The sequence below is a fragment of the Aquimarina sp. I32.4 genome, assembly GCF_002924285.1.
In the GTDB taxonomy this organism is placed as follows: Bacteria; Bacteroidota; Bacteroidia; order Flavobacteriales; family Flavobacteriaceae; genus Aquimarina.
Window position 1 is genome coordinate 12,797 of the sequence record NZ_PGUB01000066.1, and the last position, 15,366, is coordinate 28,162.

A 15,366-nucleotide genomic window follows, 5' to 3' on the forward strand; every position below is an offset into this window, starting at 1 on the left:
GTGTTATTGTAGTTTATTAAAATTCATTGTGATTACAAAAGGTTTCCCTTCTAGGCTCACAGTCATTGTCCATGTCATAGTCGTTGTATCCAAATGTTTTAATAACATTCTATACCCTGCATTGTTATTGGTGCTTTTTTTCTTTTCGTTTATAGGCTTAAATAAAAAGCTATAATCACCATTTGATTCTGGCTTAGGGATTGTAAATCTAAAATTTCTAGCCCCTGTAGAAGCACAACTACTTTGGTTCACTACATATTTTCCTGTATTATTATTTGGAATAAACTTCCAAACACTTCCGCTAAAACACTCTGCTGGAGCATCATTATAAAGGTTCACTTCAAATATCCCTGAACGATCATACGTGATTTCGTCAAGAGACCATTCTCCTTTCAGTGTTTTTTTGGCGGCAATAACAGTTTGTTGAGTAGTATTACAGGAGGCTATTAATACAACAGCCAACAATAAGATGATTTTTTTCATTGTAATGAGTTTTATTATATAAAAATAGCTAATAACGATAACGTTTCCAATATTATTATATTTCAAAATTATATTTAATAACAAACTATATTAAATCTCAAAAAAGCAGATAAAACGCATGAAAAAAGGATAAAACATAATGCTACGTACCATCCTTTTTTTATCTAGTCTTTATAATTAACAAATAATATCTTTTTTACGTATTCTTTCTTGGAACTCTGAATAACAAAATAAGTCCAACTACAAAAAAGAGAATAAGAAAAAGAATAGAGTATCTCACACTTCCTGTTACTTGAGCAATAATACCATAAGAAAACATTCCTATCACAATTCCTATTTTTTCTGATACATCATAAAAACTGAAGTAGGAGGCTGTATCTACAGCATCTTTGGGTAAAAATTTTGAATATGTTGATCTTGATAATGCTTGTATACCTCCCATAACTAACCCCACTATAGCTGCGGTTATATAAAATTGATTGGGAGTAGTGATGGTATATGCATACACACAGATTAAAATCCAAATGAAATTAATTACAATTAGCGTATTGATGTTTCCAAATTTTGAAGAAGCCCTAGAGGTTAATATGGCTCCTAGTACTGCTACTAATTGAATTAATAAAATACTTATAATTAACCCTGTAGTGGGATTTTGTTCTCCCCAGTCTAATTCTTCTATACCAAAATAAGTAGCTATGAGCATTATGGTTTGCACTGCCATGCTGTATACAAAAAAGGCACCTAGATATCTACGTAGTCTTTTGTCTTGTTTCAAAGATTTCCAGATCATTTTTAACTCTTTGAAACCATTAAAAACTACAGCTTTGGTCAACACATCTTTTTTATTTCCTTTTGGAAGGTGATAGTACGTATATTGACTAAACCCTATCCACCATATCCCTACCATGGCAAACGAAATCTTCATAGGCATCCATTCGTTCTCAAAACCAAACCAATCGTATTTCATTATCATTATTAAATTTAATACAAGCAAGATAACACTTCCAATATACCCAAGGGAATATCCTTTGGCACTGATGGCATCTTGTTGCTCAGGAAAAGCTATATCTGGTAGATATGAATTATAAAAAACCAAGCTTGACCAGAATCCTATTAATGCCAGGAAATAACATAGTAATCCGAACCATAAATAATCGGGATCCTCATTAAGGTCTAGGTCAAAAAAATAAAGTCCTATACAAGATAACGCGCCCAAATAGCAGAAAAACTTTAAAAAATTCTTTTTATTACCAACATAATCAGCAATACCAGATAAGAGTGGACTAATGATAGAAACTACCAAGAACGCTAATGCTGTGACATAACTAATTAGAGAATCATTATTGAAGTTATATCCCAAAAACCGGACTGTATCATTAATTATAGTACCATCATCATCTTTTGTTATGGTCAATGCTCCCCAAAAAATAGGAAATACTGCTGAGGAGATAGTTAAGTTATATACTGAATTTGCCCAGTCATAAAAAGCCCAGGCATTCAATAACTTTTTATGTCCTTTTGGTAGTATTTTTTTCATAATTATTTTTAAAATTGTAATACAAAAACGAATCTAAGTGATTGTTTTTAAAGAAATTATAATCAAGTCTTGAAAAAACAAAAAAATATCACATAAAAAAAGCTGTTCTGGGAATTCCCAGAACAGCTTCTAAAATAAGTATAATCTTTTTAAGAATGTAGTCTTTACAATTATTTAAAGGAAGTAATTCCGAATTTTCTAGCTTCTGCTTTAGCAGAAGGAGCCCATGCAGTAAGATTTGCAATACGTGTATCACTTGATGGGTGAGTACTCATAAACTCTGGTGGTGCTTGTCCGCCACTATTTGCTTTCATACGTCTCCATAACTCTGCTGCTTCATCAGGATTATATCCTGCAATTGCCATTAGCTGTAACCCTATACGATCTGCTTCTGTCTCATGACTTCTACTGAAAGGTAGCATCACTCCAAATTGACTACCTAAACCAAAGGCAGTACCCACAATTTGTTGTGTTTTTTCATCTTTACCACTTATAGCAATCGCTGTGGCCGCTCCTGCTACTTGTTGAATTTGACCTGCACTCATGCGTTGTTGTCCATGATTTGCTAATGCATGTGCGACTTCATGTCCCATTATTGCGGCTATCCCATTTTCATTTTTTGCAATAGGTAAAATTCCTGTATAAAATACAATTTTACCCCCAGGCATACACCAAGCATTTACATTTTTATCATCTACTAGATTGTATTCCCATTTATAATCTTTAAGATATCCTTGATATCCATTGGCATTCAACCAACGTTCTGATGCTTTTGCTATTTTCTGACCAACTCTACTAATCATTTGTGCATCAGATGTACCACGTATCACCTTATTCTCTCCCAAAAACTGATTATATTGTTGAAAAGCCATTGGTAAAATCTGAGAATTGGGTACTAATGCCAGTGTTTGTTTACCTGTAAATGGATTTGTCGCACAGGACATAAATAATAAAATAGTTCCTGCAAGGACTATAGTGTTTCGTGTATTCATAGTTATCGTAAGATTCTTTCTGTTAAATTTACAAAAATAACAGTCTAACTTCAAAAAACATAGGATAATATTTACATTAAATAATCTATATAACACCTAAAATACCGATAAAGTACACTGTTATCCAGCTGTAATATGTACTTCTGTAAAGTTTTTGGGAACTATAATTACATTTTTTTTTGTATCAAATTGAACACTATCAAAAGAAACTACCACATTATCGATCTCTATTTCTTCGATAACAAAAGGGATTCCTATAAGTTCTATTTTTATAAAATCATAATCGGTAATATAGCTTCCATTTTTATGCTGTTGAATGATAATTTCATTTTCTTTTCCTGTAAATGAAAAACTTCTGAGACTATATCTACCTTTTGTATAATCATATCCATCCTGCGCATCTTCATATACTTTGGATACTTCTTTATCTCCAAGTTTATAATATACTTCAAGTTTTAATTCGTCTATTTCTTTCTCTCCTACATATTGTTGTACTGGATATTTAGGAATAATTGCCCCTTCTTTTATAAATAACGGAATAATATCCAGATCTGCATCAACCCATTGTTCCATTCCTCCTTTTACATACTCACGAGTCCAATAGTTGTACCAATTACCTCTAGGAACGTACATTCTTCTTCCTTTTGCATTAGGTTCTTGTATTGGACATACCAAAATTTGGTTTCCAAAAACAAATTCATCTGTTCTATAGTGTGTTTGTAAATCATTCTGATCATATAGCACTAATGATTTTAACATAGGTATCCCTTCTTCTGCATACTCCCAAAACATGGTATATAAATAGGGTAACAATTGATATCGTAATTCAACATATTTTCTTGTTACATCCACTACTTCTTCTCCAAATGTCCAAGGTTCTTGATTACCATGATCTCCTGAAGAATGTGTTCTACAAAATGGATGAAATACTCCCAATTGAATCCATCTAGCATATAATTCTCCTGTTGGGTGTTCTGCAAAACCGCCTATATCACTACCAGTAAACGACATACCACTCATACTCATTCGCTGTGCTTGTATATTGGCTATCCAGAGATGTTCCCAAGTGGCAATGTTATCCCCTGTCCAAGAAGAAGTATATCGTTGTGCTCCAGAATATGCTGATCTTGTAATGATAAATGGTCGCTTAGGGTATGCAAAACGTTTTACGCCTTCGTATGTTGCTCTAGCCATCTGAGTACCATAAATATTGTGTGCTTTTCTATGACTACAGTAATTACCATCATAACTATGACGAACATCATTGGGAAATGTTTTACCAGGAACCTCCATTACTGCGGGTTCATTCATATCATTCCACACACCTTTTACTCCAATTTCATCTATAATCTCTTTAAATAAACTTGCCCACCATTCTCTTACTTTTGGGTTTGTAAAATCTGGAAAAAAGCATTCTCCAGGCCATACTTTACCTCTCATATAAGGGCCATCAGCTCTTTTACAGAAATAATCATTCTTCATAGCTTCTTGGTATACAGAATACTCATCATCTATCTTGATTCCTGGGTCAATAATTACTATAGTTTTAAAACCATCTTCTGCCAATTCTGCTACCATACGTTTTGGATCAGGGAAATATTCTTTGTTCCAAGTAAAACACCTAAAACCATCCATATAGTCAATATCCAGATAAATAGCATCACAAGGGATACTTAGTTCTCTGAATTTTTGAGTTACTTCTTTTACTTTTTTTTCAGGATAATAACTCCATTTACATTGATGATACCCTAATGCCCATAATGGAGGTAGTTCTGGTTTACCAGTAAGATCTGTATATCGTGTTACTACATCCTGCATATTGGGGCCATAGAAGAAATAGTAATTCATTTCTCCTCCCTGAGCCCAAAAACTAGTTACATTACGCCTCTCATGACAAAAGTCAAAAAATGTCTTGAAGGTATTATCAAAAAATATCCCATACGCTCTTTCTTCATACATCCCTATATAAAAAGGAACACTTTTATATAAAGGGTCTTGGTCTTTACCATATGCATATTGATCAGTAGCCCAGTTTTGTAATCGTTTTCCTTTTAGGTTAAGATGCATCGGCTTATCACCTAATCCGTAATAACATTCTCCTTGAGGTGCAGATTTACTCATTTTTACTATGTTTCCTCCGTATTCATAGCTTTGTTCCCAATGAAACCCCCAATCATCTTTGCAAATCACATTGCCATCATTATCATAGATTGCCACATGAATATTGACTTTTGCAATACGAATGGTAATTTTTGCAGTGATTATAATATATTCTTCGTCGCCCTCTTCTACTTTAAGAATACTATATCCTCTTACACCATATTTGCTGATAGCATACGAGAAATCTTTTTCAAAATTATTATCTGTAGCATACCTAAACCGGATTACACTACCCCGTAGAATTGTAAGTTGTAAAATAACTCCATTTTCTGTAGTAAAATGTAATGTATCAACATGCTGTGAAAAGGAAATAATCTTACCGGGAAACATATTTCCTTTTTGTTCTAATTCTGTATTAATGATCATATGTTTCTCTTTTTCTAATTAGGTTATTTTTTTTAATTCTCTATTCTAAAAATAAGTGCTGCTAGTGGAGGGATTACAATTTCTGCAGAATACTCTCTAAAATGAGATGCTACTGATTCTATACTAATCTCTTTAGGGGTAGATACTCCACTACCACCATATATAACAGCATCACTATTAAATAATTCTATTAACTTTCCTGTATCTGGTAGTCCTATTCGATAACTATTTCTAGGAACAGGAGTAAAATTACACACTATCACTAGGTAATCGTTTATTTGTTTACCCTCTCTTATATAAGCTATTACAGAGTTCTCATGGTCATCATAAGAAATCCATTCAAAACCAGCATCTTCGAATTGTCTTTCATACAATGCAGGAGTTTCTTTGTATAGCGTATTTAAATTAGTAACTAGTTTTTTAATTCCATAATGATATTCATATTGTAATACATACCAATCCAAACTTTGCTGAAAATTCCATTCTTCTCGCTGTCCGAATTCTCCTCCCATAAATAAGAGATTACTCCCTGGGTGAGTAAACATATAGGTGTATAGCAATCTTAAATTGGCAAATTGCTGCCATTCATCACCAGGCATTTTATTGAGTATACTACTTTTACCATGTACTACTTCATCATGTGATAAAGGAAGCATAAAGTTTTCTGTAAATGCATAAGTAAGACTAAAGGTAATTTCATTTTGGTGGTGTTTTCTATAAATTGATTCTTTTGAAAAATATTGAAGTGTATCATTCATCCATCCCATCATCCATTTCATACCAAAACCTAATCCTCCTATATATGTTGGACTAGAAACCATAGAAAAAGAGGTAGATTCTTCTGCTATTGTTTGTACATCAGGAAAACAACGATATACCTCCTCATTGAGCTCTCTTATGAAAGCTATGGCTTCAAGGTTTTCTCTTTCGCCGTATATATTGGCATCCCATTCTCCTTCTTCTCTAGAATAATCTAAATATAACATGGATGCAACAGCATCTACACGTAATCCATCTACATGGTATTGATCTAACCAGAAAATAGCATTGCTTATCAAAAAACTCTTTACTTCATTTCTACCATAATTAAAAATCAAACTTTTCCAGTCTGGGTGATATCCTTTTTTTCTATCGGGATGTTCATATAGACATGTACCATCAAACAAACCTAATCCATGACTATCTTCAGGAAAATGAGAAGGTACCCAATCCAGCAAAACTCCTATATCGTTTTGATGAAATTTATCTACTAATACCTTAAACTCTTCTGGATATCCAAAACGAGATGTTGGCGCAAAGTATCCTGTAATTTGATATCCCCATGAGGGATCATAAGGATGCTCCATTACTGGCATTAACTCTACGTAAGTAAACCCCATTTCTTTTACATAGGTTACTAGTTCGTCTGCCAATTCTATATAAGACAAGGATCGATTTTCTTCTACTTTTTTTCTCCAAGACCCGAGATGTACTTCATATACAGACCAAGGAGCATTGAGTGCATTATTTTTTGTTCGTGTATTGATCCATTCAATATCTTTCCATCTATAATCATCTTCCCAGACTACAGATGCTGTCTTGGGAGGATGCTCATATCGTCGTGCATACGGATCGGATTTTTCTGTAATAATCTGATTATGATTAGAGTTAATTTTATATTTATATAAGGTTCCTTTTCCTATTTTTGGAATAAACCCTTCCCAAATACCTGATTCATCCCACCGCACAAATAATTGATGTTCCGTTTCATTCCAATGGTTAAAATCTCCGATTACAGCAACAGATTTAGCAGACGGAGCCCAAACTGAAAAATAGGTTCCTTCTACTCCATTTACTTTGGTGATATGTGATCCTAATTTTTCATATAAACGATAATGTTTCCCTGCTTTAAAGAGATTGATATCAAATTCAGAAAAAAGACTATAAGAAATTACACTACTCATATATTGTGTTTTATAATTTAAATCCATTAGGAATTATTGTTCCATTTTTGATAACGACAACTCCTTCTCTTACAACATATGATTCGTGTTCTGTATCTACAAGATGTGTCCCTCCGTTAATGATTACATCATCACCTATTCTTGCATCTTTATCTATAATTGTATTTGTAATGATACATCTGTCTCCTACTCCAATAGCTGGAATCCCCATCATACGATCATTTTCTAATTCTGTTAAACTTTGATATGAATTGCTTCCTATCATATAGGTATTCTTGATAGTAGTTTCATTTCCTATTCTAGATCGTATTCCTATCACAGAATGTTCAATTTCTTTGGCATTGATGATACATCCTTCTGCAATCATTGATTTATCCAATTGTGTACCTGATATTTTTGATGGTGGTAATATTCTAGGGCGCGTTAACACCGTATTTTCTTTATTAAACAGATCAAATTGAGGAATATCATCGGTTAAACTAATATTAGCTTCAAAAAATGAAGATACAGTCCCGATATCTGTCCAATATCCTGTATATTGATAAGCTAATACTTTGTGTTTATTGATAGATTCTGGAATAATTTCTTTTCCAAAATCTACTGTATCAGGGTTAGACAAAATATCAATTAATAATTGTCTATTAAAAATATAGATTCCCATGGATGCCAGATAGTTTCGGTTCTCTTTTTTCATATCCTCATGTACCTCAGATTCCCACCCTGATAGTTCTTCTGCTTTTGGTTTTTCTATAAAAGATGAGATAAAACTATGGGTGTCTGTTTTTAGAATTCCAAACTGTGTCGCTTCTTTTGCTTTAACAGGTATGGTTGCAATAGAAATATCTGCCTTTTTTTGTATATGAGCGTCCAGCATTTCGTTTAAATCCATTTGATATAATTGATCACCTGATAAGATCAACGCATATTCAAATTCATGATTTAGTAACTGATACATTGATTGTCGTACTGCATCTGCAGTACCTTGATACCATGTTTTATTATCTGGAGTTTGTTCTGCTGCCAGAATATCTACAAATGCACCACTAAAATCACTAAAAATGTAGGTGTTTTTTATATGCCTGTTTAGCGATGCCGAATTAAATTGTGTGAGCACAAACATTCGTTTTATATCGCAATGAATACAATTAGAAATTGGGATATCTACTAATCGATATTTTCCGGCAATAGAGACAGCGGGTTTAGATCGCTGGTCTGTAAGAGGTGATAATCTAGTACCTTGGCCTCCTCCTAGAATAATGGCTAGAACTTTTTTGTTGATCATTTATTGTCTATTGGTTGGTTAGTGATTCATATATAGTAATATATTGATGAGCTGACTGACTCCAAGAATGATCTATTTTCATAATTTGATGTTGTATTCCTCTGTATTTTTGTTGATCTTCATACAAACCTATCGCTCGTTGTATAGAGTAACAAACATCCCAAACAGAAGTATTCTCATGACATATACCAAAACCATTTTCTCCGATATCAATAACTGTATCTTTGAGCCCTCCTGTTCTTCTAGTAATTGGTACTGTCCCATATCGTAAAGCATATAGTTGATTTAAACCACAAGGTTCTACTCTAGATGGCATTAGTAAAAAATCAACTCCTGCATAAATAATGTGCGATAACCTCTCATCATATCCAATATGTGTATTGTATTTTCCTTTAAACTCATTGGTCAAGGATTGTAACTGTTCTTCTACTTCTAAGTTACCTGAGCCTAAAACAACTATACTACCCTCTAAATTCGTTAAGGTTTCTCTTATAATCTCTGGTAATAGATCAGCTCCTTTTTCTTCTACTAGTCGCCCTATAAAACCAAAAAGAGGTTTATTTATGTCTAATCCAAAGTGATTACAAATCCATTTTTTATTTTCTTTTTTTCCTGATACAACCGTGGTTTCTTTATAGTTTTTAATAATCATTGGATCGATTTCAGCATTCCATGTATGCGTATCAATCCCATTAAGAATTCCAATACATTTTTTATTCTCATGACGTAGCAATTCTTCTAACCCATTTGCTTTTTGTTGTAATTCTTGCATATAGGTGGGAGAAACTGCGGTAACTCTCCATGCGCACTTTATACCAGATGCTAAAGGATTTATACAATTATTCCAATCTAATAATCCTATTTTATCATGATCAAAAGGTGGTAAATAATGTAATTTATCATAGGATAACTGCCCTTGATATTGAGCATTATGAATTGTAAGAACAGTGGGCGTTTTTTTAAGTTTAGTAAATTGGTCACAATGAGAGACTAAAAAAGGGATTAAACCTGTGTGATGATCATGGCAATGAATTATGTCTGGGATATTGTCTGTATTGGTTATCCAATCAAGAACTGCTAGCTGGAAAACAATACATCGTTCTGCATCATCCTCATAATTGTATACATTTGGTCTATCTAAAAGCTCTTTGATATATACACGGTATGCCTCGAATCCTAATTGTGGAGATAAAATTTTCTCTATAGAATATCGATATGAAATATCGCCAAGGTAAATCGTATTTTTATATACTGATTTACGTCGTGACGTATTATTAAATTGATTGTCATAATATGGTGTTATGACACTTGCAGTAACACCTACATTGTTTTGATATTTTGGTAAAGCGCCTACTACATCAGCTAACCCACCAACCTTTGCAATAGGATAGCACTCAAAACTTGTGTGAAGAATATTCATAAAATAAAATCAGCCGGTTTCTTTAGTTTTTTAATTATTTTAAAGCTATAAAAAACCTACTAGAAACCAGTTGTATTACCTATAAAAAGAAGCTGTATTAATGATTATTTAATAAAAAAATAACTAAAAAATTTCATTATTAATATTGATGAATTGATATATACTTTACAGTAAAACATTTTACCCTTTCATGTATTACGCAAAACACTTACAAACAACAATTTAAACCCTTATTACAAATACTTTAACCCCACAAAAAAACATCTATTTATTGATTGTACGTAAGGCTTTTTTAAGAATATATGCTGTTTCTTTTGAAGGAGAGTCTTTTTCCCATTCATTACATATTTTTTGTACCCAATCAGGTCTTGTTTTACTAGCATCATTTAACCAGTTACCAACAGAATCTCTTACATATTTTGAAGTATCAGATTTGAGAGGAGCTAATAATGAGATTGCTTTTTCTGGATGCTCTTTAAGAGTATCAATCTTTTTTGTCCACACTCCAATAGGTCGAATGGCTTCTATAGCATATCTCCTTATATTTTCATCTTTATCAAGCACCCATTTTGATAATATCTCAATTGTTTTATCTAAATTTTTGATAATCGCATCTTTACTTGCAAAAATCGCTACTTCTCTAACTCCAAAATGAGAGTCAGCAGCATAAGGGCGTATTGCTTCTAATTTTTTATCAATTTCAGTTTCTTTTAAACCGATCCATTGTGCTGCCCAACACCTAGGAACATCAGATACATGATTGTATAGATATGTAAGTATATCTTTATCGTGAGTTAATTGAAAAAATGTAGCTCCTATGACTTTGGTATTAGAATTTGCAGAAGGTTTTTTTTGCACAGCTATTGCTTCATAAAAACTATCATACCATGCTGGTTTTTTGATCTCATCCAATACCTTTTTAAGAAGTACTAATTGATTTACAGATAACCATTCTGTAAGATTTGCTGTCTCTATCAATCCATTATTTAAATACTCCATGACCTCGTCATCAATATCTTTAAAACTTCTCGCCCCTTTTCTATTACTTATGTGTTGTGGAATCATATTATCTAGTTATAATCAATATTTAATATGTACTCAAATTTAGTAAAACAAACTAAAAAGATACATGTACTTATACTATGTGAGGTTTTAATACTCTAAAAACAAGCTTCTAAAGGTTCGTTTCAAACGAATACTTCTTTAGCTTGCCTGAAGTAACTTATTATTTACTCCTTTTTTAACCTTGAAATTTTACATATAGAAATCGAGTTTATTGGTATTATTTCAGAATTAAAATAATAGTATTCAAAATTATTCTTCGAATCTATTAAACGTATCAAAATGATACATCTGAATAGATTCAGGTTTTATAATACTAAAAATTGCTGTTGCTTCCTTATTCTTTTTTATGTCTATAGCAGACGATTTAGCAGAATCTATATCGCTCCAATAAATAATATCAATATATCTTCCATCTTCGTTACTAGCTGTAATTCGTTCTACAAATCCATAATATAACTTTATAACATCATTAAAAGATGACAATGCCTTTTCTGCTTCTTCTTTAGAATACTCAGGATTTATTTCAAACAATACGACCTCTACTACTTTGGCTTGAGTATGTATAGAAGAAAAAGAATTGGGTTTTTGTGTAGTATTAAATAATAGGTTGACCATGATTAATTAAAATTGAGTATTTATTTTAATCAAAAGTAAATTGAGTAAATGGCAACCCTATGTCAGTAGTATTTATTTTAAGGAAAAGTTGAAGAAAAATTATATGCTTCTACTTGTTTTTTATAGTATTCTTCTAGACTAAAATGCTTAGAAGAAAATATTTCATGAGTTTCAATAAGGTTATGTATACGGTCGGTTCTAAACTCTCGATATTCTTTTCTCAACCGACAATAAGTAATCATTATCCAGGTATTATTTGTAAAATACACCCCTAATGGCTCTACCTTTCTCTTACTATATTCTCCAGAAGCTTTGGTATACTCCATTTCTAATACTCTATTATCTGTAATTGCTTGTTGAATTACTGATAAAGAAGTACTGGGTTGTATTTGAATTTTATTATATGTAAAAACACGTTGTTCAAGAATCTTTAGCTTTTCTTTTTGCGTCGTTTTGAGTACAGCAATTACTTTATCAATTGCTTCCTGATACTCATTAATTAAAGATTGATCATTATTTGTTTTTATAATCTTTGAGGCAGTAAGCAAGGCATTGGCTTCTTTTTCTGTAAACATAATTGGTGGTAGTGAATACCCATCTACCAGATAATATCCTGTACCTGCTTCTGCACCAATAGGAACCCCCGCTTCTGTAAGTGCTTGCATATCTCTATAGATCGTTCGCATACTTACATCAAATTTATCGGCAAGTTCTGATGCCTGAACAATTTTTTTGGATTGTAATTTTACTAATATCGCTGTTAATCGATGTAGCCGTTTCATTATTCTGTTTCATGTTGATCAGAGGAAGTAGTATCACTTAAATCACTCAAATCGGTTGTATTATTAATAAAATATTCTGTTTCTTCTATACTTTCTATTGGTTCATCGGTTACCAATTCCTCTACTGGTCTCTTCTTTTTATCTCTGATCATCCCCCCAGTCATTATTAAACTAGTTCCTATAATTACAAATAATAAAATTCCTGGTTCAAAACCTTCTATCATTGCTTCTGCTGGAATTGCATAAAATAAAAGTACCGTAATTAATCCTCTTGGAGCTATAAATAATTGGGGAGAAATATCTTTTCCCATAAAAACACGTAACAAACCATAGCGTATGACATAAATAGAGATTAATATCAAAAGACTAATCAAAGTAACCTTAAGACTTAATAATGAAGAAAGCACAATTGTAATTCCAAAAATTACAAAAAATAAGGTACGTACTACAAATGCAGTCTCTGCGGTAATTACATGTAATTCATGATAAATTGATTTTGCTTTTTCTAGATCTAGATATCCTCTAAGTTTACCTTGAAAAAATAATTTCATATTTGCTATAACCAATCCAAAAATCAAAATTATTATCAATGACGATAGGTGCATCTTTTTTCCTAGTGCATATAGCAATAATAACACTGCTATCAACAAAAATAACTTTACCTGACTTTTTATTTTTTGAAATATTAATATGATTGCATAACTCGCTATTAGAGAAATCACTATAGTAATAATCAGATTTAAGAAAAATCCTCCTACCCCTGCATCTTCTGCCGGATTTAATCTACCTGTCAAGAAATAGAATAACATAATCCCTAAAATATCAGAAAATGTACTCTCATAAATATGGAATTCTTTTTTGGCAAGTGATAATGAAGAAACACTAGGGATTATAATAGCACTAGATAATATAGATAAAGGGGTGGCATACAGCCATGCAGACTCCATCGTCATTCCTTCCACCAATGCTTTTAGAATTACTGCTGCTATAAACGTAGAAGCGACTAATCCGATTAAAGCAATAGCCATAGATTTGAGAATAGGCATGAGCTTATCACTTTTGAGCTCTAGCTCTAGAGCAGCTTCGAGTACAATCATAATCAACCCAACAATACCTAATATCTCAAGCATGGGAAAAAAATCAATAATGTCACCTTCAAAAGATTTAAGAATATATTGGATTACAATTCCTAGAATGATTAATAATAATACTGCGGGAACATTTGTTTTTTTTGCTATTCCGTTAAAAACAAAAGATAATATGATGATAAGTGAAACTCCTATAATGACATTGTATGAAGAGAAAATTTCCATAGATAGGTTTAAAGGTTGATTATATTAAATTGATTCTATAATTGAACGAAAAGATAGTAAATTATTTTAAAGTAAGTGGTTTACTTTTATTCTGTTTATCGACTGACAAAACTATCTTACAGAAATAGAGCTTTTTACTAAATACATCCATATATTACATTATTTCTTCTTTATGTAACTTATGTTACATATATCCATTCTTTTATCTTCTAATTTTATTAGTAATAAAATAGTAATGAAAATGGTCACACATCATCAAATCTTAATTATTGGAGGAGGAACAGCAGGTATAATGACTGCTACACAATTATTAAAAAAGGATAAAAACCTGAATATAGGAATTCTAGAGCCTTCAGAAAAGCATTATTATCAACCAGCATGGACCTTGGTAGCTGGAGGCGCTTATAAATTTAAAAATACATGGCGTTTTATGGCTGATTTAATTCCTAAAAAAACAACTTGGATAAAAGATTATGCCTTTGTAATTGATCCTGAAAAAAATAGTGTCACTACTGAATCAAACAATGTAATAACGTATGATTACCTTGTTATTGCTCCTGGATTGATTATGGCCCCTGAGCTTATAGAAGGTTTACCTGAAGCCATAGATAAAGGTGTTGCATGTAGTATCTATATTGATCCAGAATATGTTTGGTCTAGTATAAGGAATTTTAAAGGAAAAAATGCAGTTTTTACACAACCCACTACACCAATAAAGTGTGGTGGCGCTCCGCAGAAAATCGCATATTTAACTGCCGATTATTTTAAACGAAAGAAACTACAAAACACTGTAAATATTACTTTTGCAACTCCAGGAAGCGTCATCTTTGGTGTAGAACCAATTAAAAAAACTTAGCTATATTCTATAATACGACTTAACTAGTTATCTTTGTTTTAAAACAAGTGCAAATGGTACCAGAATCTTTCACAGAATTTTTCAAAAGCCTAGATGAATTGGGTCGTGAGACCGTAATTAGGGAGCTATTATCTATGGTCGATCCTTCAGAGCCTGACTTGTATACTGTTCATTCCGAGGTGCAACAAATCCAGTCACTACATTGCCCTAATTGTCAAGACATCGATATCCGTGCAAATGGCAAGGCTAATGGTGTGCAACGTTATTTTTGTAAATCGTGCAAGAAGTATTTTAGGGAAACTACAGGTAAAGTTACTTTTGGTTTAAAAAAGGGGAACTTGCTTAGTGTTTATTTGTACCATATGCTATTAGGCAATTCGATAAAGAAATGTGCTGAACAGACAGGTATCTGTCTCCAAACTTCATTTGACTGGCGGCATAAGATATTAAGTGCCTTTGAAGGGGCTGTTCCTAATGGTTTTGAAGGTATTGTAGAGAGTGATGATATTTTCTTTCTTGAATCTGGCAAAGGAAACAGGGAATTATCTCAAT

At 32.4% G+C, this 15,366-nt stretch carries 12 protein-coding genes and 1 pseudogene; 2 read left to right on the forward strand and 11 right to left on the reverse strand.

Annotated elements, in window-relative coordinates; all coding sequences use genetic code 11:
• Nucleotides 1-3 precede the first annotated feature (3 nt).
• From CVD18_RS14565 to CVD18_RS14615, 11 genes are all read right to left on the reverse strand, one after another.
• Nucleotides 4-483, reverse strand: coding sequence for a lipocalin family protein (locus tag CVD18_RS14565; protein WP_103866170.1), 480 nt, complete (start codon nt 481-483; stop codon nt 4-6).
• A 196-nt stretch (nt 484-679) separates the two neighbouring features.
• Complete coding sequence (locus CVD18_RS14570) at nt 680-2,020, reverse strand: MFS transporter (RefSeq protein ID WP_103866171.1); 1,341 nt, start codon at nt 2,018-2,020, stop codon at nt 680-682.
• Between the two features lie 170 nt (nt 2,021-2,190).
• Nucleotides 2,191-3,012: a M48 family metallopeptidase gene (locus CVD18_RS14575; RefSeq protein ID WP_103866172.1), complete on the reverse strand. Its 822-nt coding sequence runs from the start codon at nt 3,010-3,012 to the stop codon at nt 2,191-2,193.
• Nucleotides 3,013-3,132: 120 nt separating this feature from the next.
• Entirely contained in the window at nt 3,133-5,538 is a 2,406-nt protein-coding gene (locus CVD18_RS14580; RefSeq protein WP_103866173.1) for a glycoside hydrolase family 31 protein, read from the reverse strand.
• 32 nt (nt 5,539-5,570) lie between these two features.
• Nucleotides 5,571-7,481: a 1,4-alpha-glucan branching protein GlgB gene (gene glgB / locus CVD18_RS14585; RefSeq protein WP_103866180.1), complete on the reverse strand. Its 1,911-nt coding sequence runs from the start codon at nt 7,479-7,481 to the stop codon at nt 5,571-5,573.
• Nucleotides 7,482-7,491: 10 nt separating this feature from the next.
• Complete coding sequence (locus CVD18_RS14590) at nt 7,492-8,763, reverse strand: glucose-1-phosphate adenylyltransferase (RefSeq protein ID WP_103866174.1); 1,272 nt, start codon at nt 8,761-8,763, stop codon at nt 7,492-7,494.
• Nucleotides 8,764-8,770: 7 nt separating this feature from the next.
• Nucleotides 8,771-10,183: a glycogen synthase gene (locus tag CVD18_RS14595; RefSeq protein ID WP_103866175.1), complete on the reverse strand. Its 1,413-nt coding sequence runs from the start codon at nt 10,181-10,183 to the stop codon at nt 8,771-8,773.
• A gap of 264 nt (nt 10,184-10,447) precedes the next feature.
• Complete coding sequence (locus CVD18_RS14600; RefSeq protein WP_103866176.1) at nt 10,448-11,248, reverse strand: DNA alkylation repair protein; 801 nt, start codon at nt 11,246-11,248, stop codon at nt 10,448-10,450.
• A 249-nt stretch (nt 11,249-11,497) separates the two neighbouring features.
• Entirely contained in the window at nt 11,498-11,863 is a 366-nt protein-coding gene (locus tag CVD18_RS14605) for a hypothetical protein (protein ID WP_103866177.1), read from the reverse strand.
• Between the two features lie 77 nt (nt 11,864-11,940).
• Entirely contained in the window at nt 11,941-12,645 is a 705-nt protein-coding gene (locus CVD18_RS14610; protein WP_103866178.1) for a YafY family protein, read from the reverse strand.
• A complete protein-coding gene (locus CVD18_RS14615) occupies nt 12,645-13,958 on the reverse strand; it encodes a cation:proton antiporter (protein WP_103866179.1) in 1,314 nt (437 codons plus the stop codon). Before CVD18_RS14615 ends, CVD18_RS14610 begins: the two co-directional genes overlap by 1 nt.
• A 241-nt stretch (nt 13,959-14,199) precedes the next feature.
• On the opposite strand from CVD18_RS14615, the gene CVD18_RS14620 reads away from it, so the two are divergent.
• Together CVD18_RS14620 and CVD18_RS14625 are read left to right on the forward strand one after the other, a co-directional pair.
• Nucleotides 14,200-14,814 carry an FAD/NAD(P)-binding oxidoreductase gene (locus CVD18_RS14620; protein WP_103866181.1) on the forward strand — a complete coding sequence of 205 codons (615 nt, stop codon included), beginning with the start codon at nt 14,200-14,202 and terminating at the stop codon, nt 14,812-14,814.
• Nucleotides 14,815-14,867: 53 nt separating this feature from the next.
• A pseudogene (locus tag CVD18_RS14625) lies at nt 14,868-15,366 on the forward strand (hypothetical protein); the annotation flags it as partial.

What these genes read in the sequence shown, in the direction of transcription:
- CVD18_RS14595 (WP_103866175.1), bottom strand. Translation starts at nt 10,183, where the DNA reads ATGAATATTCTTCACACAAGTTTTGAGTGCTATCCTATTGCAAAGGTT.
- CVD18_RS14610 (WP_103866178.1), bottom strand. Translation starts at nt 12,645, where the DNA reads ATGAAACGGCTACATCGATTAACAGCGATATTAGTAAAATTACAATCC.
- CVD18_RS14575 (WP_103866172.1), bottom strand. Translation starts at nt 3,012, where the DNA reads ATGAATACACGAAACACTATAGTCCTTGCAGGAACTATTTTATTATTT.
- CVD18_RS14565 (WP_103866170.1), bottom strand. Translation starts at nt 483, where the DNA reads ATGAAAAAAATCATCTTATTGTTGGCTGTTGTATTAATAGCCTCCTGT.
- CVD18_RS14620 (WP_103866181.1), top strand. Translation starts at nt 14,200, where the DNA reads ATGGTCACACATCATCAAATCTTAATTATTGGAGGAGGAACAGCAGGT.
- CVD18_RS14570 (WP_103866171.1), bottom strand. Translation starts at nt 2,020, where the DNA reads ATGAAAAAAATACTACCAAAAGGACATAAAAAGTTATTGAATGCCTGG.
- glgB (WP_103866180.1), bottom strand. Translation starts at nt 7,481, where the DNA reads ATGAGTAGTGTAATTTCTTATAGTCTTTTTTCTGAATTTGATATCAAT.
- CVD18_RS14590 (WP_103866174.1), bottom strand. Translation starts at nt 8,763, where the DNA reads ATGATCAACAAAAAAGTTCTAGCCATTATTCTAGGAGGAGGCCAAGGT.
- CVD18_RS14615 (WP_103866179.1), bottom strand. Translation starts at nt 13,958, where the DNA reads ATGGAAATTTTCTCTTCATACAATGTCATTATAGGAGTTTCACTTATC.
- CVD18_RS14580 (WP_103866173.1), bottom strand. Translation starts at nt 5,538, where the DNA reads ATGATCATTAATACAGAATTAGAACAAAAAGGAAATATGTTTCCCGGT.
- CVD18_RS14600 (WP_103866176.1), bottom strand. Translation starts at nt 11,248, where the DNA reads ATGATTCCACAACACATAAGTAATAGAAAAGGGGCGAGAAGTTTTAAA.
- CVD18_RS14605 (WP_103866177.1), bottom strand. Translation starts at nt 11,863, where the DNA reads ATGGTCAACCTATTATTTAATACTACACAAAAACCCAATTCTTTTTCT.